Here is a 20,704-nt window from a genome sequence, read left to right on the forward strand (position 1 = left end):
GTGATGGGGAGAGTCGTGACCTCGTACGAACCGTTGCATGAAGGCTGGACCCTCACCGGGGGCGACGTGGCCGGCTTGCCGGCCCGCGTCCCCGGCTGCGTGCACACCGACCTGCTCGCGGCCGGTCGCATCGAGGACCCGTACCTCGACGAGAACGAGACGAAGCAGTCCTGGATCGGGCGCACGGACTGGGTGTATTCGACCACCTTCACCGCCGGCCGCTTTCTGGACGGCTCGGCCTCGCGTCGAGTTGACCTCGTCTGCGCAGGCCTCGACACGATCGCCGAGATCGAGCTGAACGGTGAGCAGGTCGGGCAGACCGCCAACATGCACCGCGGCTACCGCTTCGATGTGCGGTCGCTGCTGCGCGCGGGCGACAACTCCCTGAAGATCAAATTCAACAGCCCCTACGCGTACGCCGAGGAGCAGCAACGCCGGCTGGGGGCGCGGCCGAACGCGTACGGGGAACCCTTCAACTTCATCCGTAAGCAGGCGTGCAACTTCGGCTGGGACTGGGGACCGACCCTGGTGACGGCCGGCATCTGGCAGCCGATCGGCCTGCACGGCTGGTCGGTGGCGCGGCTCGCCGAGGTTCGCCCCCAGGTCACGGTCGGTGCCGGCACGGGCCGGGTCGAGGTGCGAGTGCGGCTCGAGCGGGCGGCCGACGAGCCGGTGACCATCACCGCCTCGATGGCCGGCCGCCGCGCCACCGCCACTGTCGACGGCATCGAGGCGCTGCTGATCCTCACGATCGACGAGCCGGAACTGTGGTGGCCCCGCGGTTACGGCCGGCCCGCGCTCTACGACCTGGACGTGACCGTGTCCGCGTCGGACGGTTCGACCCTCGACTCGTGGCACCGGAGGATCGGCTTCCGCACGGTACGCGTCGACACCGCCGGCGACGCGTACACGGTGGTGGTCAACGACGTCCCGGTCTTCGTCCGCGGCGTCAACTGGATCCCCGACGATGTCTTCGCCGACCGGATCACCCGCGACCGCCTGGCCCAGCGGTTCCGCCAGGCCGCCGACGCCAACGTCAACTACCTGCGGGTCTGGGGCGGCGGCCGGTACGAGTCCGAGGACTTCTACGACCTCGCCGACGAGCTGGGCTTCCTGGTCGGGCAGGACTTCGCCTTCGCCTGCGCGGCCTACCCGGAGGAGGAGCCGTTCGCCGCCGAGATCGAGGCCGAGGCCCGGGAGAACGTGCTGCGGCTCAGCTCGCATCCCAGCCTCGCGGTGTGGACCGGCAACAACGAGAACCTGTGGGGCCACGAGGACTGGAATTGGAAGCAGCCGCTCGCCGGCCGCTCGTGGGGCGCCACCTACTACTACGAGCTGCTGCCCCGGATCGTGGCCGAGCTCGACCCGACCCGCCCGTACTGGCCGGGCAGCCCGTACTCCGGCACGCCGGACCGCCACCCGAACGACCCCGGGTACGGCACCACGCACATCTGGGACGTGTGGAACACCGACGACTACACCAAGTACGCCGCCTACCGTCCCCGTTTCGTGTCCGAGTTCGGCTTCCAGGGCCCGCCGGCCTACTCGACCCTGAAACGGGCACTCGCCGACCACCCGCTCGCCCCCGACTCGCCCGGCATGGCGCACCATCAGAAGGCCATCGGCGGTGACCGGAAGCTCGAGCGCGGCCTGGCCAACCACCTGCCCGCGCCGGGCGATTTCGACGACTGGCACTACCTGACGCAGCTCAACCAGGCGCGCGCGGTCGCGTTCGGCATCGAGCACTTCCGGTCGCTGCGCCCGCTCTGCATGGGCACCATCATGTGGCAGCTCAACGACTGCTGGCCGGTCACCTCATGGGCCGCGGTCGACGGCTACGGCCGCAAGAAGCCCCTCTGGTACGCGATGCGCGACGCCTACGCCGACCGTCTGCTCACCTTGCAGCCCCGCACCGGCGAGCCCCTGACCCCCGGCGGCCCGCCCGAGGTCGTGCGCGGCGCGGTCTTCTCGCCCGAGGGCGCCCCCGCCCTGGTCGCGGTCAACGACGGCCTCGAGCCGTGGCCGTTGCGGGCCACCGTGACCCGCCGCAACCTGGCCGGCGACGTTCTTGCCCGGGTGGTCGTCGACGCCACGGTCGCCCCGGCATCCGCGACGACCGTGCCGCTCCCGGCCGAGGTCACCACTCCCGGCGACCCGGCGGCCGAGCTGATCGTCGCCGACTCCGGCGCCGGCCGCGCCTGGTGGTTCTTCGTCCCGGACAAGGACATCGCCTGGCCGGCCCCCGCCTTCGCCACCGAGGTGGCGACCGACGGCCCGACCACCAAGGTCACCGTCACGGCCGGCACGATCCTGCGGTCGCTCACGCTCTTCCCCGACCGCCTGGACCCCGTCGCCGAGCCCGACCAGGCCGGCGTGACCCTGCTCCCCGGCGACACGGTGACTTTCACCGTCCACACGGAACGGTCGCTCGACCCGGAGGCACTCGTCTCCCGCCCGGTTCTTCGCTGCGTCAACGACATCGGACCGTATAACGGGTGATTCTTGACATGCCGGTCCTGCGGTCCGATCACAAGCAGGCGGTTTCCCTCAGGGAGGCCCTGGTGGGGCGCTCGCTGGAGACCGTCGTGTATCGGCAGACCGAACACGGCGGACTGACCGGCGTGCCCGACGGGCTGTGCCACGAGGTGGACCTCGACGTTGTGCTGCGTCTCTCGACGGGCGGCGTCGGTCTGACCTGGGACCGGGACGACCTGGTCGAGGGGATCTCAGTCAGTGCCGCCGACCAGATGTCGTCGACCAAGGGAGTGATCAACGTTGACGTCGGTCAGACGCCGCACTGGCGTCCGCTTCTCGGGCAGCCCATCCGGTCGGTGTCGCTCGGCTGGCAGACGAGCGAGGAGGGCTGCCCCGAAAGCCTCTGGTCGGTGCGGCTCGACGTCGGCACGGGTGGGAGCGTGGTGATCGCGCTGGGCGAGCTCGACGGCGACGCGCGGCCCAGCTACTTTCCGGACGGGCTGCTGGTCATCTTCGCCGAGTCGATCGCCCGGTCCTATTCGCACCTCGGTACCGACGGAACGGCCTGGGCCGACGACGCGCTCGCCCGATGAGTTGTCACCCGCGAGCCACGGGCTGCGCGTCCTGGGCGGAATCGGCGGTGGCGTAGGCGTGGGGCGCGCCGAGCACGATGTCGTGGTCCGCGTGTTCGCCGCTCAGCTCCACTCGGCTGGCCACCGGCGCGTATCCGCTCGCCACGACCGTGTAGGTGCCCGGCGGCAGGTCGCGCAGCTCGTACCGGCCGTCGCGGTCGGTGGTGGTGGAGCCGGCCACCTCGCCGGCCGCGTCGACCGCCACCACCGACGCCTCCGGCACCGGGCGGCCGGAGATGGCCGCGCGGACCCGGCCGGTCAGCGTCGTGCCGACGGCCAGCATCAGGTCGGCCTGGCGGGAGCGGCCCGCCGAGATGATCCGGGTGGCCGGGCGGGCATGCTCGGCGGTCGCGGTCAGCATGTAGTCGGCCTGATCGAGCCCGGAGAGCCGGTAGCGGCCGTCGGCGTCGGTGGTCGCGGTGGCCACCACCGTGCCGCCGAGGTCGGTGAGGGTCACCGAGGCGCCGGCGAGCGGCCGGGACTGCCGGTCGGTGATCCGGCCCTCGATCCGGCCGGCGCCGGCCAGCGCGAGCACCCGGCGCACCTCGCCCACTCCGGCGTTCACCAGCACCGCGGCCGGCTGGTGGTCATCGGCGACGCAGATCAGCAGGAACGCCCCGCCGGTCGGCAGCGGCAGCCGGAACTCGCCGTCCGGCCCGGTCGCGGTGTGCGCGACCTCCCCGCCGGCGAACTCGGCGACCGTCACCGTCGCGCCGAACAGCGGCAGCCCGTCCGGCCCATCCACCCGCCCGCTGACCACCGGCCCCACACCTCGCCCGCCGGCATACGGTCCCGCGCCCGGCCCGCTCGGCGCCGGCCCGGAGGCGGAGGCCCGCCCGCCGGCCATCGTCTCCGCGCCGCGGCCGCTCACCGTCGGCCCGTCCGGCCGGTCGGCCGCCCCGGCTCCGCGTCGTTCCTCTTCGGACACTGGGGTCGTCCTTCCTGACGTGGCCGCGGAAGCGAACTGCGGCTCGGGCGTGGCGCCGGCCGCCGCGGCGAACAGGGCCGGCTCGGCGTGCGCCGGGACGGTGGGTGCAGCGGCGGCGCGCGCCGCAATCCCCGACTGCGCCCGCAGCGGTACCTGCGGCAGCAGCATGAACAGCACGAACGCCACGACCAGCAGCAGCGCCGCGAGCAGGAAGATTTGGTCCATCGCGTCGGAGAACCCGCTCTGGAACGGCCGGGCCAGCGCCGGCGACACCCGATCGAGGAATGACGTGTCGTCCAGCGACCTGCCGGACACCCCACCGCCCTGCAAGGCCGCCAGCAGCGGCCGGTTCGCCGGGTTGCCGGTCACCGCGGGGTCGGCGAGCACCCTCGCCGCGCGGAACGCGTCCCCGATCCGGTCGCCCACCGTGCCGAACAGGATCGACAGGAAGACCGCGGTCCCGGCGGTGGCGCCCATCTGCCGGAAGAACGTCGCCGAGCTGGTCGCCACCCCGATCTCCGACGGCGCCATCGCGTTCTGGACGGCCAGCGTGATCGGCTGGAGCACGAAACCCAACCCGAGACCGAAAACCGCCATGAACAATCCCGTACGCCAGAAAGGTGTGTCGACCCCGATCTCGCCGAGCAACAGCAACCCCGAGATCATCAACAGGGACCCGGAAACCGGGTACGACTTGTACTTGCCGGTCCGCGCGATCAGCCGGCCGGAGATGAGCGAGCCCACCACGATGCCGGCGGTCAACGGCAGCAGTTGCAGGCCGGATTCGGTGGGCGTCGCCCCGCGCACGATCTGCAGGTACAGCGGCAGCAGGGCGAGCCCGCCGAACATGCCCATTCCGATCACGAAGCCGCCGGCCGAGGTCAGCGCGAACGTCGGGTTGCCGAAGAAGCGCAGCGGGATCAGCGCCTCCTCACCCATCACCGCCTCGGTGAGCAGGAACATCACCAGGCCGAAGACGCCGACCGCGAAGCAGATGAGCGAGCGTCCGTCGGTCCAGCCCCAGACCCGGCCCTGCTCGGCGACGACGAGCAGTGGCACCAGGCAGAGGCAGAGGGTGACCGCGCCCCACCAGTCGATCCGGTGGTCGCGCCGGACGTGCGGCAGGTGCAGCACCCGGGCGACCACCAGCAGCGCGACGATGCCGACCGGCACATTGACCAGGAACACCCATCGCCACCCGGCGATGCCGAGGATCTGGTCGGCGCCGGCGAGGAAGCCGCCGATCACCGGGCCGAGCACGCTCGACATGCCGAAGACGGCCAGGAAGTAGCCCTGGTAGCGCGGGCGGTCCCGGACCGGCACGATGTCCGCGATGATCGCCAGCGCCAGCGAGAACAGCCCGCCCGCGCCCAGCCCTTGGATCGCCCGGCAGGCGGCGAGCAGGTACATCGAGGTGGCGAAGGAGCAGGCCGCCGAGCCGAGCACGAAGATCGTGATGGCGGCCAGGAAGAACCGCTTGCGGCCGTAGATGTCGGACAGCTTGCCGTACAGCGGCGTCGAGATGGTCGCCGTGATCAGGTAGGCCGTGGTGACCCAGGCCTGCACCGACAGCCCGTGCAGATCGTCGCCGATGGTCCGGATCGCCGCCGCCACGATCGTCTGATCGAGCGCGGCGAGGAACATGCCGAGCATCAGTCCGGAGAGCACCTGGAGGATCTGACGGTGGCGGAGAGGCGATGACTCGGAAGATCCCACCTACTCGCAACGATGCGTCGGGCCACGAGGTTTCAGCCGGTCCTCAGCGAGACCTCAGCCCCAGCCGTCAGGGTCGCGGTTCCGATCTTTGACCGGGGAGTGGTTAATCGATGAGCAAGAAGCTGGGCCGATTGGCCTTTGCTGTGGTGGCGGCGACCGCCGTGGGGTCGTCGCTGGCGGGGGTGGCGATGGCCATCCCGGTTTCGCCCGGCGGGCCGCGGAGCGGCAAGCTGACGCAGGTGGGTCCGATCGCTGAGCACGGCTTCCCCACCTGGTACCGGGACAGCAACGACGTGCGCCTGGAGCTCTGCACGACGATGGACGACCCGCTGTGCCCGGCGCTGGCCGACGAGGTGCCGGACCCCACGCAGCCGATTTCGTTCCCGGACAACTTCCCCGGTGAGTCCTTCTACCAGCTGGACGGCGCCGACCTGACCCTGACGTCGGGCGCCCGGGCGGTCATCGGGCTCAACCTGGAGGGCGCGTTCGCCGCCGACCGGGTGGTGGACGGCGACCAGATGGTCTTCGGCCGGGTGCGGATCCGGTTCGACGCGCCGGCCGGTGAGCGCTACCGGATCACCCATCCGTACGGCGTCGACGACATCGTGGCGACCGACAAAGGCGTCAACATGACCGAGGACACCGGCGCGGCGGCCGGCGCCTTCGGGCAGGCCCTGGCCGGCCGGGTCGGGCCGTTCCTGAAGTGGGATCCGAGCGTGGCCCCGGCGGCGCCGGCCGGTTACGTGGGCGACCCGGGCGTCAACCACAAGGTGGTGGGTTCGCCCTACAACACCAACTTCGTCCGCATCGAGCGCCTCGACCCGGCCTCCGGCGCGGTGCTGGCGCAGGTCGGGTACACCGACCTGTTCAGCATCCAGGGCCGGTACGCCACGAACGCGGGCGTCGACGTCGATCAGGCCACCTACTCGACCGACGGCCAGCACGGCACGCTCGAGGTCTTCGCCACCAGCGAGCCCGGCCAGGCGATCGAGGTGACCGGCAACCCGGCGCTCGGCTTCCGCACCACCCGGCTGCGCGGCGGCGGCAACGGCCGCTACTACGGCCGTTTCCCGATCACCGGCCCGGTCCCGCCGGGCACGAAGATCGAGGTGTCGAACACCGGCGACCGGCCGGTCGCCAAGAAGATCAAGACCGTGGTCGACGTGGTGCGGATCGAGGAGCTCGGGTACGACGCGGACGCCGGCACGCTCACCGTGAAGGCGTCCTCCAGCGACCGCACCGGCCCGGCCCTCTCGGTCACCGGCTTCGGCCCGATCACCGGGTCGCCGTTCACCGGCGTGCTCGCGCCGCCGCCCGCCGTCACGGTCACCTCGGCCGCCGGCGGCTCCACCACCGTCCCGCTGATCGGCACGGGCGGCGTCTTCCTGCCCGCCGCGCCGGTCGCCGCCGCGACGCTCGACTCCCTGGCCGTCGTCGGGCAGACCGTCCGGCTCGACGGCTCGGGCTCGGTCGGTGAGATCGACGCGTACTCCTGGACCCAGACGGGCGGCCCGTCCGTCACGCTGACCGGTGCCACCGAGCGCACCGCGACGTTCACCCCGGCCAAGGCCGGCGACTACACGTTCACCCTGGACGTGGCCGGTCCCGGCGGCGCCGGCGCGAAGGCCACGGTGACCTTCACCGTTGCCGACCAGGTCGCCGCGCCCAAGGCGATCGTCGGCGCCGACCAGACCGTGACGCGCGGGCGCTCGGTGACGGTCGACGGCAGCGGCTCCACCGGCGTCGAGTCGTACGCCTGGCGCCAGGTCTCCGGACCGCAGGTGACGCTCTCGAGCACGACCACCGCGAAGCCGTCCTTCACCTACCCGGCCCAGGCCCTGCCGGCCGCGCCGGGCCCGAACGCCGGCTACCTCTACAACAACGACCCGGTCGTGCTGGAGCTGACCGTGCGCAACTCGGCCGGCTCCGACGTGGTGCGCACCACAGTCCGGCCGACAGCCGACCAGCTGACCAACCTGTCCGTGCGCTTCCGCACCGACAAGGATGAGTGGCGGATCAGCGGCACCGACACGCTGGTCGCCGGCCAGATGGTGACGGCGGTGCTCGGCTCCACGCTGACCGGCCGGGTGATCGGCACTCCGGTCGCGGTGGACGCGACCGGCGCGTTCAGCATCCGGGTCAACGGCCCGGCCCTGAGCGGGAGCACCACCATCAGCCTGGTCACCACGACCGGCGGCCGACTGCTCGCCCAGCCGGTGACGGTCACCAACTAGCCCGCAGCTCCCGCAGGTAGCGGGCGGAAGCGCCGGAGACCTGGCCGGCCACGGCGTCACGGATCAACGTGGCGCGGTGGCCGGCCAGTCCGTCGTCGCGCTCGCCGAGCAGGCGCGCGTGCACGAGGCCGTCGATCGTGGCCAGCACCTCGCCGGCCGGGTAGTCGGTGAGGCGGACCAGGTCGGCGGCGGACAGGTCGCCGAGGACCGCGCAGAGTCGCAGGATCTCCCAGGCCGGATCGGACATCCACCGGGTGCGCGCCCGGGCGGTCTGCATCGCCACGCCGAGCGCGATCTCCCGGGGCCGGGCCGCGGCCGCGACCAGGGCCGGAATGCCGCCGGTACGCTCCAGCAGCGTGTCGTCGCCGAGCGGGGCCAACTCCTCGGCGGTCAGTGGCTCCAGGCGCAGCACCACCGGCGTGCCCAGCCCGGACAGCGGCCGCCGGACGATCTCCGACGGGTAGCAGTAGGCCAGCACCAGGTGCAGCGCCGGGCAGTTCGCGGAGAGCCAGGCCAGCTCGGCCACGCCGGCGGCGTCCAGGTCGGCCGCGTCGTCGACGGCCAGCACGACGGGCCGTATCGCGCCGGGCGACCCCGGCTCGACGGGCGCCGGGGCGCCCAGCGCGGCGCCGATCAGCTCCAGCTCGGAGCGGCACAGCGGGCGCTCCGCCTCGGCGGCGTCCACCACGGCCAGCACCTCCGGGCCGGCGCCGAGCTGGGCCAGCGCCGCGTGCAGCCAGGCCAGCCGGTGCACCCCGACCGACGAGCCGGCGACCCCGATGCCGACCCGGCCGACCAGGTGCCGGGCCAGCTCGGCGAGGAATGCCGACTTGCCGGAGCCGGACGGGCCGACGATGTGCACCATCCGCGGTCGCTGAGGTTCGAGCAGCACGCGCAACTCCGCGACCCGGCCGAGGAACCGTTCGGGCACCGAGGGCCGGGCCGGCTTGTGCGCCGTCTTCGGCGTGTCGCCCGTACGCCGGTCGGCGAGCATCTGCCGGCGCAACCGCATCAGGTCGTCCGAGGGCGTCACGCCCAGCTCGTCGTGCAGCACCTGGCGGCAACGTTCGAAGAACCGCAGCGCGTCGTCCCGCCGGTCCAGCGCCGCGGCCGCCTCCATCGCCATCTGGTACGCCCGCTCGAGGAACGGGTTCAGCTCGATGGCCTCCTGGGCCAGGCGCAACGCCCGGGTGGGGTCGGTCGGCAGGCTCGCGGTGGCCAGTTCCACCCGGGCCGCGACCGCGGCGATCTGCACCTCGACCCGCGCCGAGTCGGCCCAGTCCGCGTACGGGTCCTCGGGGAACGGCAGCTCGCGAGCCAGCGCGAGGATCTCTTCCTGTCGCTTCACCCGCTCCGGGTCGCCGCCCGGGAGGCCGTCCAGATCGCGCACCTGTTGCCGGAGCTCGGCCAGGTCGAGGATGGCCCGACCGGTGTCGAAGAAGTAACCGCCGCCCTGCGTCACGATGAAGCAGGCGGACGCCGGGTCGTCGGGCTGAAGCCGGCGGCGGATCACCGAGACATAGTGCTCGAGCGTGCTCACGTGGTTGCCCGGCAGGTCGGTGCCCCAGACCGCGTCGGCCAGCGCGTCCTTGGTCTGGATCCGGCCGTGCCTGGCGGCCAGCACGGCCAGCACCTGCCGGGCGCGCCGCGGCAGCTCGCCGGCCGGCAGCACGGTGCCGTCCGCAGCGGTCACCGCCAGCTGCCCGAGCACACTTACCCGCAACACCGCCGCTCCTCCTCCGCCGGAGAACTCGGATGAACCATCGACAGCTCGCCCTATCTGCGCAGGGTTTGTACCAATTCCCAGGATTTCCTCAGGCAGACTTAAGCCGTCGTTCCTAGCGTCTGCCGCTCCTGAAACCTGAGGAGAACGGGAGTACGCATGTCCGGAAGGTTGAGCCGGCGCAATCTGCTGCGCGGCGCACTGGCGGTGGGCGGCGGTGGGCTCATCGCGGTGGCCGGCGGCCGTGAAGTAATGGCATCGGACACGACCAGCCGGCTTGCGTCCAAGAACACCCCCACGCCGTACGCGAACCTGTTCCGCCGGCCGCCGGTGCTGCTGCCGGTCGCGGAGGGCGTCGACGACCAGGGGCCGTGGCAGCGCTACCGGCTCACCCAGAAGGTCGGCCAGGCCTCGATCGTGCCGGGCCTGACCACCACGGTGGCCGGCTACAACGGGATCTTCCCGGGGCCGACCCTCAAGGTGAACCAGGGCACCCGGACCGAGGTGCGGATCTCCAACTCGCTGACCGTGAACCGGCTCAACGGGCTGCCCTTCTCCACCGTCACCCACCTGCACGGGTCGGCGTCGCTGCCGCAGTACGACGGTTACGCCAACGACCAGACGAAGCCCGGGCAGGTCAAGACCTACCACTACCCGAACTGGCAGCAGGCGCGCACGCTCTGGTACCACGACCACAACCACCGGGACACCGCGCAGAACGTGTACTCCGGCCTGGCCGCGCAGTACCACCTCAGCGACCCGTACGAGCGGGGCCAGCTCCCGCAGGGCGAGTACGACGTCCCGCTCGTGGTCAGCGACATCGCCTTCAACGCGGACGGCTCGGTCGCCTTCAACGACGAGTCGAACGCCGGCCTCATGGGCGACATCATCCTGGTCAACGGCGTGCCGTGGCCGACCATGAAGGTCAAGCCCCGGGTGTACCGGTTCCGCGTGCTGGTGGCCTCCATCTCCCGCTCGTACCGGTTCGCGCTCAGCACGGGTGAGCCGCTGTACGTGGTGGCCACCGACGCCGGCATGACGCCCAAGCCGGCCGCGGTCGCCTCCTACCGGCACGGCGCGGCCGAGCGGTACGAGGTTCTGATCGACTTCCGGAAGTACAAGGTCGGCCAGAAGATCGAGCTGAAGAACCTCAGCAACAAGAACAACGAGGACTACGCCAACACCGGCAAGGTCATGCAGTTCGAGGTGGTCGCCGACACCGGCGCCAAGGACCCGTACGTGATCCCAACCCTGCTCGACCTCGGCCCGCAGCCGTGGTCGGAGCGTGGTGCCGTCGAGGTCAACAAGCTCACGCCGAACATGGCCACGGCTCGGCGCCGGGTGCGCGTGGAGCGCTCGAACGGGCTCTGGACGATCAACGGGGAGACCTGGGAGGACGTCGAGGAGACCGGCTTCACCCGGGTGCTGGGCAACCCGCAGCCGTACGACGTGGAGATCTGGGACCTGGTCAACGAGTCCGGCGGCTGGTTCCACCCGCTGCACATCCACCTGATCGACGGGCAGATCATCGGCCGCAACACGACCTCGAACGGCAAGGCGCACGCGTGGGAGGCCGGCGGCAAGGACGTCTTCTACCTCGGCGAGAACGAGACCGTGAGCGTGCTCATGCAGTTCACCACCGGCGACGGGAACGCCGGCGGGCGCTACATGACGCACTGCCACAACCTCATCCACGAGGACAACGACATGATGATCCAGTTCGCGGTCGGCGACCCGACGGTGAACGACCCGATCTCCTCGGACCGGCCGATGCCGGAGTCCGAGCCGGAGACGGCGCCGGTCTACGCTCCCGGCTTCCCGGCGGGCACCTGATGCGTGTCCGGCTGCCCGGGTGGCACCTGATGCGGGTCCGAAACGCGGTGCTCGCCGCCGTGCTGGCCGCCATCGTCCTGGCCGTCACGATGCACGCGCCGGCCAGGCCGGAAGCGTCGTCTCCGCCGACCGCCATCGGTGGGGACGACGCGGGCGACAAGCGCGCCACCACCACGTACGACGGCGCGATGGTGCGCAAGCGGACGGCGATCGCGGTGCGCCCGGCGAAGGGCGCGGACCGTGCCCACATCCGGGCCGAACTCACCGAGGCGGCGCTGAAGTCGAAGGTCGGGCCGCTCGGCGAGGCGACGTTCGCGGTGTTCAGCGAGCAGATGCTGCGTTACCTGGTGCCGGAGATGACCTTCGTGCTGCCCGAGGGCGTGCCGCTGGACCGAGGCGATGCGTTCATGCGCGACTACCAGCCCGCCGACGTGGCCTTCTACGTGGTGCAGCCGGTGCTCGTGCACGACCTGACGTTCGCCGTGGTGCCGGCCGCCGGTCGCACCCCGGCGTCGGTGCGCGACAGCCAGGACGCCGAGGGCATCCTGGCCGACACGCTCAACCGGTACGACACGACGGTCCAGCCGGCCGGGGTGACCGTGCGCTACTTCGGGGCGATCCTCAGCGACCCGGCGATCGCCTCGGTGCGCGCCGCGATGGGCCGCGCCGCCGGGGTGCCGGCGGATCGGGTGCAGGTCACCGCCAACGAGGCGGGCCCGGGAATCGATCTCTCCCATGGGGGCCCCGACCTGGACGCCGACGTGCCCCACCACGGGCACTGACCCCTCAGCTGCCGTACGCGCCGGCGTCGAGGTCCTCGAGCAGGCCCGGGTGGGTCGGCGTCCAGCCGAGGGCCTGCCGGGTGATCTCGCTGGTGACCGGGACGTCCATCGCGAAGAACATGGCCAGCCACTCGAAGTGCTCGGCCGGGACCGGCTTCACCGGGAGGTCGGTGGCCCGGCCGATCGCCTCGGCGATCTCCTTCGTTCCGACGCCCTCCTCGGCGATCGCGTGCCACACCGAGCCGGGCGTCGCCCGCTCGACGACCAGCCGGAGCAGAGCGGCGGCGTCCAGGACGTGCACGGCCGGCCACCGGTTGCCGCCGTCGCCGGGGTAGCCGCTCACGCCGCTTCGGCGGGCGATGTCCACCAGCGTGGCGACGAACCCCTGGTCGCCCCGGCCGTGCACGGTGGGCGCGAACCGCACCACCGCGGAGCGCACGCCGCGGTCGGCGAGGGCGAGGGTGGCCGCCGCGTTGGCCATCCGGGGGTGCAGCCGGGCGTCGGGACGGTCGTGCTCGGTGCCGGGGCGGTCGTTGACCAGGCCGATCACGCCCGAGGCGATCACCAAGGGCCGGTCGCTGCCGGCCAGGGTGTCGCCGATCGCGTCGATCGCGGCCCGGTCCAGCGCGGCCGCGGCGGCCATGCCGTCCGGCGAGAAGTCGGCGTGGTTGTAGCCCAGGTGGATGACGCCGTCCGAGTCGGCCGCGGCGGCGCGCAGGCCATCCAGGTCGGCCAGGTCGCCGCGGCGGACCTCGGCGCCGAGCGCGGCCACCTTGGCGGCGGACGCGTCCGAGCGGGCCAGGCCGACGACCTGGTGGCCGGCCTTCAGCAGCTCGGCGACGGTGGGCGAGCCGATCCAGCCGGATGCGCCGGTGACGAAGATGCGCATGTCGAACCTCCGATGATGTCACTTGATGACATCACCGACGATAGCATGGGTGATGTCATCACGTGACATGACTAGAATCATGCCGTGGGACGGTGGGATCCAGACGCGGCCGGCCGCCTCCGCGAGGCGGCGATGCGGCTGTACGTCGAGCGGGGCTACGAGCAGACGACGGTCGCGGACATCGCCGGGGAGGCGGGGCTGACCGCCCGCACGTTCTTCCGGCACTTCGCGGACAAGCGCGAGGTGCTGTTCGCCGGCTCGGAGCTCCTGCTGGCCCGGATGGTCGAGGCGCTCGACGCGGCCCCGGCGGCCGACGGGCCGATGCGCGCGGTGGCGGCGGCGCTGGCCGCGGCGGCGCAGGTGCTCGGCCACGACCCGGAGTTTTCCCGGCGCCGCCAGTCGGTCATCGACACGGCCGCCGAGCTGCGCGAACGTGAGCTGATCAAGATGGTGACCATCGCCGAGGCGCTGACCGAGGGCCTACGCCGGCGTGGCGTCCCGGCGCGCGACGCGAGCCTGGCCGCCGAGGCCGGCATCGTCGTCTTCCGGGTCGCCTGGGTGCAGTGGCTCGCCGACGCCGCCAACCCGGATCTGGGCAAACTGATGGCGGCCACCCTGGACCGACTGACCACGGTGACCGCCACCCATTAGGCGCTAGTCGGGAACGCGGCGGTACGCGCCGTCGCTGGCGCTGGTGGCCATCGAGGCGTAGGCCCGCAGGGCCGCGGAGACCGGACGCTCCCGGTTGAGCGGAGTGTAGGGCTTGGCGCGGCGCTCCTGCTCGTGCCGGCGCTGGGCCAGCGTCTCGTCGTCGACGTTGAGCGTGATGCTGCGGCCCGGGATGTCGATGGTGATCTCGTCGCCGGTCTCGACCAGGGCGATCAGGCCACCGGACGCCGCCTCGGGGGAGACGTGCCCGATCGACAGGCCGCTGGTGCCGCCGGAGAAGCGGCCGTCGGTGATCAGTGCGCACGCCTTGCCGAGGCCGCGGCCCTTCAGGAAGCTCGTCGGGTAGAGCATCTCCTGCATGCCGGGGCCGCCCCTCGGGCCCTCGTAGCGGATCACCACGACGTCGCCCTCGACCACCTGCTTGCCGAGGATGCCCTCGACCGCGGCGTCCTGCGACTCGAAGACGCGGGCCGGGCCGGTGAACTTCCACAGCGACTCGTCGACGCCCGCCGTCTTGACCACGCAGCCGTCCGGCGCGAGGTTGCCGAACAGGATCGCCAGACCACCATCGACCGTGTACGCGTGACCGACGCTCCGGATGCAGCCGTTCTCGCTGTCCGTGTCGAGCGTGTGCCAGCGGTTGGTGGTGCTGAACGGCTGGGTGGTGCGGACGCCGCCGGGAGCCGCGTGGAACAGCTCCAGCGCCTCGCTCGAGGGGGAATTACCCCGAATGTCCCACTTGCCCAGCCAGGCGTCGAGCGAGGGCGAGTGGACCGAGCGGACGTCCGTGCGCAGGGCATCGCCCCGGTGCAGCTCGCCGAGCAGCGCGGGGATGCCGCCGGCCCGGTGCACGTCCTCCATGTGGTACTTCACGCTGTTGGGCGCGACCTTGGACAGGCACGGCACCCGGCGGGAGATCGCGTCGATGTCGGCCACGCTGAAGTCGAGCTCGGCCTCGCGGGCCGCGGCCAGCAGGTGCAGCACGGTGTTGGTCGAGCCGCCCATCGCCACGTCGAGGGCCACGGCGTTCTCGAACGCCGACCGGCTCGCGATGCTGCGCGGCAGCACCGACTCGTCGTCCTTCTCGTAGTAGTCCTTGGCGATCTCGACGATCAGCCGGCCGGCCTGCTCGAAGAGTGCGCGGCGGGAGGCGTGCGTGGCCAGCGTCGAGCCGTTGCCGGGCAGGGCCAGGCCGATCGCCTCGGTCAGGCAGTTCATCGAGTTCGCGGTGAACATGCCGGAGCACGAGCCGCAGGTCGGGCAGGCCGAGCGCTCGATGGTGCCGAGCTGCTCGTCGGTCACGTTCTCGTTCGCCGAGGCGCTCATCGCGTCGATCAGGTCGAGCTTCTCGTGCACGACGCCCTCGATGGCGACCGTCTTGCCGGCCTCCATCGGGCCGCCGGAGACGAACACCGTCGGGATGTTGAGCCGCAGCGCGGCGATCAGCATGCCGGGGGTGATCTTGTCGCAGTTCGAGATGCAGACCAGGGCGTCGGCGCAGTGCGCGTTCACCATGTACTCCACCGCGTCGGCGATCAGCTCGCGGCTGGGCAGCGAGTAGAGCATGCCGCCGTGGCCCATCGCGATGCCGTCGTCCACGGCGATGGTGTTGAACTCGCGCCCGACGCCGCCGGCCGCGGCCACCGCGTCGGCGACGATGCCGCCCAGGTCCTTGAGGTGCACATGCCCCGGTACGAACTGGGTGAAGCTGTTGGCGATCGCCACGATGGGCTTGCCGAAATCGTCGTCGGTCATCCCGGTAGCGCGCCACAGGGCACGCGCGCCGGCCATGGTCCGACCGTGGGTCGAGGTCCGGGAGCGCAGGTCAGGCATCCCCTCATAGTGCCACCGCGGCGGCCCTCGAACGCCAGCGGCGTCCACAGCGCGGGACGAGATTGCGGCGGGCCGATGCGATGGGGGCTCCCCATTCGGCGCGAGATCCGGCACAGTGTTTCCGTGCAATCACCGTCCGGCGTGGAGTTGGCCGGGGCTGTGGGCCTGATGCTCGCCGTCCCGGCGGTGGCCCTGCTGGGCAATTCGGGTCGCCGGCACACCGGCGCGGCCCGCCGTGCGCATCTGATCCTCGCCCTCGGCGGCGCGGTGGCCACCGCCGCGGCACTCGCCGGCGCGCTGAGCGCGATGCTCAGCGACGCCCCGCCGCCCCGGGTCCACCTGGGCTCGGCGGTGGCGCTCGGCGCCGCGATCGGCACGCTCGCGCTGCTCGTCGGCACGGCCATGCTGCCGGGCGCGGCGGAGAGCCCGGGCGCCGCCGTGCGCCATCTGCTCGACGGCCTGGTGATCGCCGCCGGGTTCTGGTTCGTCGGCTGGGCGCTGCTCGCCGAGCCGGTACACATCCTCGGCGACGCCACCCCGATGGCCTGCCCGTCGGTGCTGATCCCGGCCGGCCTGCTGGTGATCTCGCTGGGTCTCACCATCGTGCTGGCGCTGCACGCGCACCGCCCCCGGCTGACCACGGTCCGGGTGGCCACCGGCGTGACCGTGGTGGCCGCGGCCACGGTCGCCCTGGCCGGCGGTATCTGCCAGGCCCGCGACCAGTGGGCGCTGAGCGGCTCGCTGCTGCTGCCGGCCGGGCTGTCCCTGATCGCGCACGCGGTGAAGCGGGCCGACCAGCCGGTCGAGGTGGTCGGTGACGTGAGCGAGCGCGGCACGGCGTACGCGGTGGTTCCGATGGTCGCGATGGTCACCGCCCTCGGCCTCCATCTGGCCAAGGGCGGCTCGTTCGGCTTCTACGCCTTCCTCGGCGCCGCCGTCGAGGGCTTCGCGCTGGTCGGCCGGCAATACCTGGCGCTCGGCGACGTCCGGCGCTACACGCTGCGGCTGCGGCAGAGCGAGGCGCACTTCCGCGAGCTCGCGCACACCGACGCGCTGACCGGGCTGGCCAACCGGCGCGGCCTGCAGCGGGCGCTGCGCGACTGTCAGTGCCCGGACGACCCGCTGGTGCTGGTCGGCATCGACCTGGACGGTTTCAAGACGGTCAACGACATGCGCGGGCACGACGCCGGCGACGCGGTGCTGGCCCAGGTGGGCGAGCGGCTGCGGCGCAACCTGCTGGACGGCGACGTGGCCGCCCGGCTGGGCGGCGACGAGTTCGCGGTGCTCATGCACGGGACGGCCGACGAGGCGATGCTCACGGCGCACCGGCTGCTCGCGGTGCTGGGTGAGCCGTACGAGGTCGACGGCGGCTCGGTCTTCCTCTCCGCGAGCCTGGGCGTGGCCGACACCGGGGAGCTGATCCGCGACGCCGACCTGGCCCTGCGGTACGCCAAGCAGCGCGGGAAGAACCGCGTCGAGCGGTACCAGGCCCGGTACGACGAGCTGCTGCGCCGCCGCGGCACGCTGGAGAGCGAGCTGCGGCACGCGATCGACCGCGATCAGCTGCGCCTGGTGTTCCAGCCGGTGGTCGCGTTGCCCTCGATGCGGCCGGTCGGCGCCGAGGCCCTGCTGCGCTGGCACCATCCGACCCTCGGCGCGGTCCGCCCCGACGAGTTCATCCCGGTCGCCGAGGAGTCCGGTCTGATCAACCGGATCGGCTCGTGGGTGCTCGCCCGGGCCTGCGCGCAGCTCGCCGACTGGCTGGCCAAGGGGCACGACGTCTGGGTGTCGGTCAACCTCTCGCCCAAGGAGCTGCACGCCGCCGACTACGCCGGCCAGGTCGCCGACGTGCTGGCCGAGCACGGCGTGCCGCCGCAACGGCTGGTGCTGGAGGTGACCGAGCACGCCGTGGCCACCGACATGGACGAGCTGGTCAGCCGGCTCGCCGCGCTGCGCGCCACGGGCGTGCGGGTGGCGCTGGACGACTTCGGCGCCGGGTATTCGTCGCTCGGGCAGTTGCAGACCCTGCCGGTCGACATCCTCAAGATCGACCATGCCCTGGTGAACGAGCCGGAATCGCGTACCGGGGCGGCCGCGCCGCTGGTCGACGTCGTCGTGCGGCTCGGGCACCGGCTCGGGCTGGAGGTGCTGGCCGAGGGCATCAGCACGCCGGCGCAGCGGGCCGCCGTCGAGGAGGCGGGCTGCCGGCTCGGGCAGGGCTCGCTGTTCGGCTGGGGCGTGCCCGCCGAGCACCTCGAGGTGCAGCTGCACGGCCTGCGCACCGGCACCCGGCCGGCGCCGGCCCCCCGCAACGATCCACCGAAGGGCGCGGCGGCGCGCAGCCAGGTGGTCACCCTCGGGCCGGGAATGAAGCAGCTCAGGGCCGTTCTGCCGACGGATCCCGCGTTCGGCGCACTCGTCAGTGATCAAAATGTGGGATCAGTTGACTCGCCGAGTGAGATGGGGCAACCTTAAGGCCATGTGCTTCGCGTTCCGAGTACTTATGTGAGCGCACTTCCTGATCTTCGGCGACTTTCGAGGCAGGCAGTGCGCTAGGTCCCGTGCTTTCAGCACTAGGGGCCTTTTTTGTTGCTCAAGTACCGGTACGACCATCCCGAGAAGGTTCGATAAGCCATGACGAGACCCACTCCCGAGACTCTCGCTCACCGAGCCAACCCGGCCACCGTTGCGGCGGCCACCGCAGCGCCGGCCGTAGCCTCCCCGGTGCCCACCTCCGGCGCCGGCGCTCTCGTTCGGTCGCTCGAGGCGCTCGGGGTCGAGGTTGCGTTCGGCATTCCGGGCGGGGCGATCCTGCCGGCGTACGACCCGCTCTACGACTCGAAGGTGCGGCACATCCTGGTGCGCCACGAGCAGGGCGCGGGGCACGCCGCGACCGGGTACGCGCAGGCCACCGGCAAGGTCGGCGTGTGCATCGCGACCAGCGGCCCGGGCGCGACGAACCTGGTCACGCCGATCGCCGACGCGTACATGGACTCGGTGCCGATCGTCGCGATCACCGGCCAGGTGGCCCGGCCCGCGATCGGCACGGACGCCTTCCAGGAGGCGGACATCCAGGGCATCACCCTGCCGATCACCAAGCACAACTTCCTGGTGCAGAACGCCGAGGAGCTGCCCCGGATCCTGGCCGAGGCGTTCCACCTGGCGGCCACCGGCCGGCCCGGCCCGGTCCTGGTCGACATCCCGAAGGACGTGCTGCAGGCGCAGACCACGTTCGCCTGGCCGCCGCAGCTGGACCTGCCCGGTTACCGGCCCACGCTGCACCCGCACGGCAAGCAGATCCGCGAGGCGGCCCGGCTGATCGCCCAGGCGCGCCGGCCGATCCTGTACGTCGGTGGCGGCGTGCTCAAGGCCGGCGCCACCGACGGGCTGCGCCGGCTGGCCGAGCTGACCGGCATCCCGGTGGTCACCACGCTGATGGCGCTGGGCGCGTTCCCCGACTCGCACCCCCAGCATCTGGGCATGCCCGGCATGCACGGCACCGTCCCGGCGGTGTACGCGCTGCAGAAGTCCGACCTGTTGATCACCCTGGGCGCCCGGTTCGACGACCGGGTCACCGGCAAGCTCGACTCGTTCGCCCCGGACGCCAAGATCGTGCACGCCGACATCGACCCGGCCGAGATCGGCAAGAACCGGCACGCCGACGTCCCGATCGTGGGCGACGCACGGCATGTCATCGACGAGCTGATCGCCGCGGTCACGGGCACGGCCACCGGCGCCGCGCAGTACGAGTCGTGGTGGGCCACGCTGAACGAGATCCGCGAGCGCTACCCGCTGGGCTACGAGGAGCCGACCGACGGCTCGCTCGCCCCGCAGTACGTGATCGAGCGGATCGGTGAGCTGGTCGGCTCGGACGCGATCTACGTGGCCGGCGTCGGGCAGCACCAGATGTGGGCGTCCCAGTTCATCAAGTACGAGAAGCCGGGCACCTGGCTGAACTCGGGCGGCGCGGGCACGATGGGCTACGCCGTCCCGGCCGCGATGGGCGCCAAGGTGGGCCGCCCCGACGCGGCGGTCTGGGCGATCGACGGCGACGGCTGCTTCCAGATGACCAACCAGGAGCTGGCCACCTGCGCGCTCGAGGGCATCCCGGTCAAGATCGCCGTGATCAACAACGGCAACCTCGGCATGGTCCGGCAGTGGCAGACGCTGTTCTACGACGGCCGCTACTCCAACACCGAGCTGGGCACCCACAAGCACCGCATCCCCGACTTCGTGAAGCTGGCCGAGGCGCTCGGCTGCATCGGGCTGCGCTGCGAGTCCAAGGCCGACGTCGACAAGATCATCCAGCAGGCCATGGAGATCAACGACGCGCCGGTGGTCATCGACTTCACGGTCGGCAAGGACGCCATGGTCTGGCCCATGGTCGCCGCCGGCACCAGCAACGACGAGATCATGTTCGCCCGGGACGTGCGCCCCAGCTTCGACGAGGACGACCTGTAACCATGAACAAGCACACGCTGTCCGTGCTGGTCGAGAACAAGCCCGGCGTGCTCGCCCGGGTGAGTGGGCTCTTCTCCCGGCGCAGCTTCAACATCGACTCTCTGGCGGTGGGCGAGACGGAGAACCCGGACGTCTCCCGCATCACGATCGTGGTCAACGCCGACTCCTCACCCCTGGAGCAGGTGACCAAGCAGCTCAACAAGCTGGTGAACGTCCTCAAGATCGTCGAGCTGGACCCGCAGCAGTCGGTCCAGCGTGAGCTTCTGCTGGTCAAGGTGCGCGCCGATCGTGCGCAGCGAAGCCAGGTCCTCGAGACGGTCGAGTTGTTCCGGGCGAAGGTGATCGACGTCGCCCCGGACACCCTCACCATCGAGGCCACGGGTAACCCCGACAAACTGGACGCGTTGCTGCGCGACCTCGAGCCGTACGGCATCAAAGAGATGGTGCAGTCGGGCCTGGTGGCCATCGGCCGCGGCTCCCGTTCCATCACCACCGGCCCGGCGCTCCGCGCCGCCTAATCGAAAGCCCG

13 protein-coding genes are annotated in these 20,704 nt (G+C 71.8%); 9 read left to right on the plus strand and 4 right to left on the minus strand.

Annotated elements, in window-relative coordinates; translation table 11 throughout:
• The first annotated feature begins 3 nt into the window (after nt 1-3).
• Complete coding sequence (locus tag ODJ79_RS07715; RefSeq protein ID WP_263022631.1) at nt 4-2,499, plus strand: glycoside hydrolase family 2 protein; 2,496 nt, start codon at nt 4-6, stop codon at nt 2,497-2,499.
• A complete protein-coding gene (locus ODJ79_RS07720; RefSeq protein WP_263022632.1) occupies nt 2,496-3,068 on the plus strand; it encodes a hypothetical protein in 573 nt (190 codons plus the stop codon). The genes ODJ79_RS07715 and ODJ79_RS07720 overlap by 4 nt, the downstream gene beginning before the upstream one ends.
• A gap of 4 nt (nt 3,069-3,072) precedes the next feature.
• Here ODJ79_RS07720 and ODJ79_RS07725 read toward each other — a convergent pair whose 3' ends face one another.
• The gene (locus ODJ79_RS07725) at nt 3,073-5,703 is read right to left on the minus strand and encodes an MFS transporter (protein WP_263022633.1); all 2,631 of its coding nucleotides are present in this window, start codon (nt 5,701-5,703) and stop codon (nt 3,073-3,075) included.
• Nucleotides 5,704-5,861: 158 nt separating this feature from the next.
• Between ODJ79_RS07725 and ODJ79_RS07730 the strand changes: the two genes are divergently transcribed.
• Nucleotides 5,862-7,985 (plus strand): PKD domain-containing protein, encoded by a 2,124-nt coding sequence (locus ODJ79_RS07730; protein WP_263022634.1) that lies wholly within the window; start codon nt 5,862-5,864, stop codon nt 7,983-7,985.
• On the opposite strand, the gene ODJ79_RS07735 is transcribed toward ODJ79_RS07730, so the two are convergent.
• Nucleotides 7,975-9,711, minus strand: coding sequence for a BTAD domain-containing putative transcriptional regulator (locus ODJ79_RS07735; protein WP_263022635.1), 1,737 nt, complete (start codon nt 9,709-9,711; stop codon nt 7,975-7,977). The genes ODJ79_RS07730 and ODJ79_RS07735 overlap by 11 nt on opposite strands.
• Nucleotides 9,712-9,867: 156 nt before the next feature.
• Here ODJ79_RS07735 and ODJ79_RS07740 point away from each other — a divergent pair, with 156 nt between their 5' ends.
• Nucleotides 9,868-11,541 (plus strand): multicopper oxidase family protein, encoded by a 1,674-nt coding sequence (locus ODJ79_RS07740; RefSeq protein WP_263022636.1) that lies wholly within the window; start codon nt 9,868-9,870, stop codon nt 11,539-11,541.
• Nucleotides 11,542-11,570: 29 nt separating this feature from the next.
• Nucleotides 11,571-12,323 (plus strand): hypothetical protein, encoded by a 753-nt coding sequence (locus ODJ79_RS07745; protein ID WP_263022637.1) that lies wholly within the window; start codon nt 11,571-11,573, stop codon nt 12,321-12,323.
• 4 nt (nt 12,324-12,327) lie between these two features.
• On the opposite strand, the gene ODJ79_RS07750 is transcribed toward ODJ79_RS07745, so the two are convergent.
• Nucleotides 12,328-13,212 carry an SDR family oxidoreductase gene (locus tag ODJ79_RS07750; RefSeq protein WP_263022638.1) on the minus strand — a complete coding sequence of 295 codons (885 nt, stop codon included), beginning with the start codon at nt 13,210-13,212 and terminating at the stop codon, nt 12,328-12,330.
• An 84-nt stretch (nt 13,213-13,296) separates the two neighbouring features.
• Here ODJ79_RS07750 and ODJ79_RS07755 point away from each other — a divergent pair, with 84 nt between their 5' ends.
• Complete coding sequence (locus tag ODJ79_RS07755; RefSeq protein WP_263022639.1) at nt 13,297-13,863, plus strand: TetR/AcrR family transcriptional regulator; 567 nt, start codon at nt 13,297-13,299, stop codon at nt 13,861-13,863.
• Between the two features lie 3 nt (nt 13,864-13,866).
• Here the strand turns inward: ODJ79_RS07755 and ilvD are convergent, their stop codons facing one another.
• The gene (ilvD, locus tag ODJ79_RS07760) at nt 13,867-15,714 is read right to left on the minus strand and encodes a dihydroxy-acid dehydratase (RefSeq protein ID WP_263022640.1); all 1,848 of its coding nucleotides are present in this window, start codon (nt 15,712-15,714) and stop codon (nt 13,867-13,869) included.
• Between the two features lie 168 nt (nt 15,715-15,882).
• On the opposite strand from ilvD, the gene ODJ79_RS07765 reads away from it, so the two are divergent.
• The 3 genes from ODJ79_RS07765 (at nt 15,883) to ilvN (ending at nt 20,693) form a co-directional block, all read left to right on the plus strand.
• Nucleotides 15,883-18,189 carry a bifunctional diguanylate cyclase/phosphodiesterase gene (locus ODJ79_RS07765; RefSeq protein WP_263022817.1) on the plus strand — a complete coding sequence of 769 codons (2,307 nt, stop codon included), beginning with the start codon at nt 15,883-15,885 and terminating at the stop codon, nt 18,187-18,189.
• 159 nt (nt 18,190-18,348) lie between these two features.
• A complete protein-coding gene (locus ODJ79_RS07770) occupies nt 18,349-20,175 on the plus strand; it encodes an acetolactate synthase large subunit (protein WP_263022641.1) in 1,827 nt (608 codons plus the stop codon).
• Nucleotides 20,176-20,177: 2 nt separating this feature from the next.
• Nucleotides 20,178-20,693, plus strand: a complete 516-nt coding sequence (ilvN, locus tag ODJ79_RS07775; protein ID WP_030436185.1) for an acetolactate synthase small subunit — start codon at nt 20,178-20,180, stop codon at nt 20,691-20,693.
• Nucleotides 20,694-20,704: the final 11 nt, after the last annotated feature.

This window comes from Actinoplanes sp. KI2 (genome assembly GCF_025630775.1).
In the GTDB taxonomy this organism is placed as follows: domain Bacteria; phylum Actinomycetota; class Actinomycetes; order Mycobacteriales; family Micromonosporaceae; genus Actinoplanes.

Excerpts from the sequence above, each read along its gene's own strand:
- ODJ79_RS07740 (WP_263022636.1), top strand. The coding sequence starts at position 9,868 with ATGTCCGGAAGGTTGAGCCGGCGCAATCTGCTGCGCGGCGCACTGGCG.
- ilvN (WP_030436185.1), top strand. The coding sequence starts at position 20,178 with ATGAACAAGCACACGCTGTCCGTGCTGGTCGAGAACAAGCCCGGCGTG.
- ODJ79_RS07770 (WP_263022641.1), top strand. The coding sequence starts at position 18,349 with ATGACGAGACCCACTCCCGAGACTCTCGCTCACCGAGCCAACCCGGCC.
- ODJ79_RS07765 (WP_263022817.1), top strand. The coding sequence starts at position 15,883 with ATGCTCGCCGTCCCGGCGGTGGCCCTGCTGGGCAATTCGGGTCGCCGG.
- ilvD (WP_263022640.1), bottom strand. The coding sequence starts at position 15,714 with ATGCCTGACCTGCGCTCCCGGACCTCGACCCACGGTCGGACCATGGCC.
- ODJ79_RS07730 (WP_263022634.1), top strand. The coding sequence starts at position 5,862 with ATGAGCAAGAAGCTGGGCCGATTGGCCTTTGCTGTGGTGGCGGCGACC.
- ODJ79_RS07715 (WP_263022631.1), top strand. The coding sequence starts at position 4 with ATGGGGAGAGTCGTGACCTCGTACGAACCGTTGCATGAAGGCTGGACC.
- ODJ79_RS07745 (WP_263022637.1), top strand. The coding sequence starts at position 11,571 with ATGCGGGTCCGAAACGCGGTGCTCGCCGCCGTGCTGGCCGCCATCGTC.
- ODJ79_RS07750 (WP_263022638.1), bottom strand. The coding sequence starts at position 13,212 with ATGCGCATCTTCGTCACCGGCGCATCCGGCTGGATCGGCTCGCCCACC.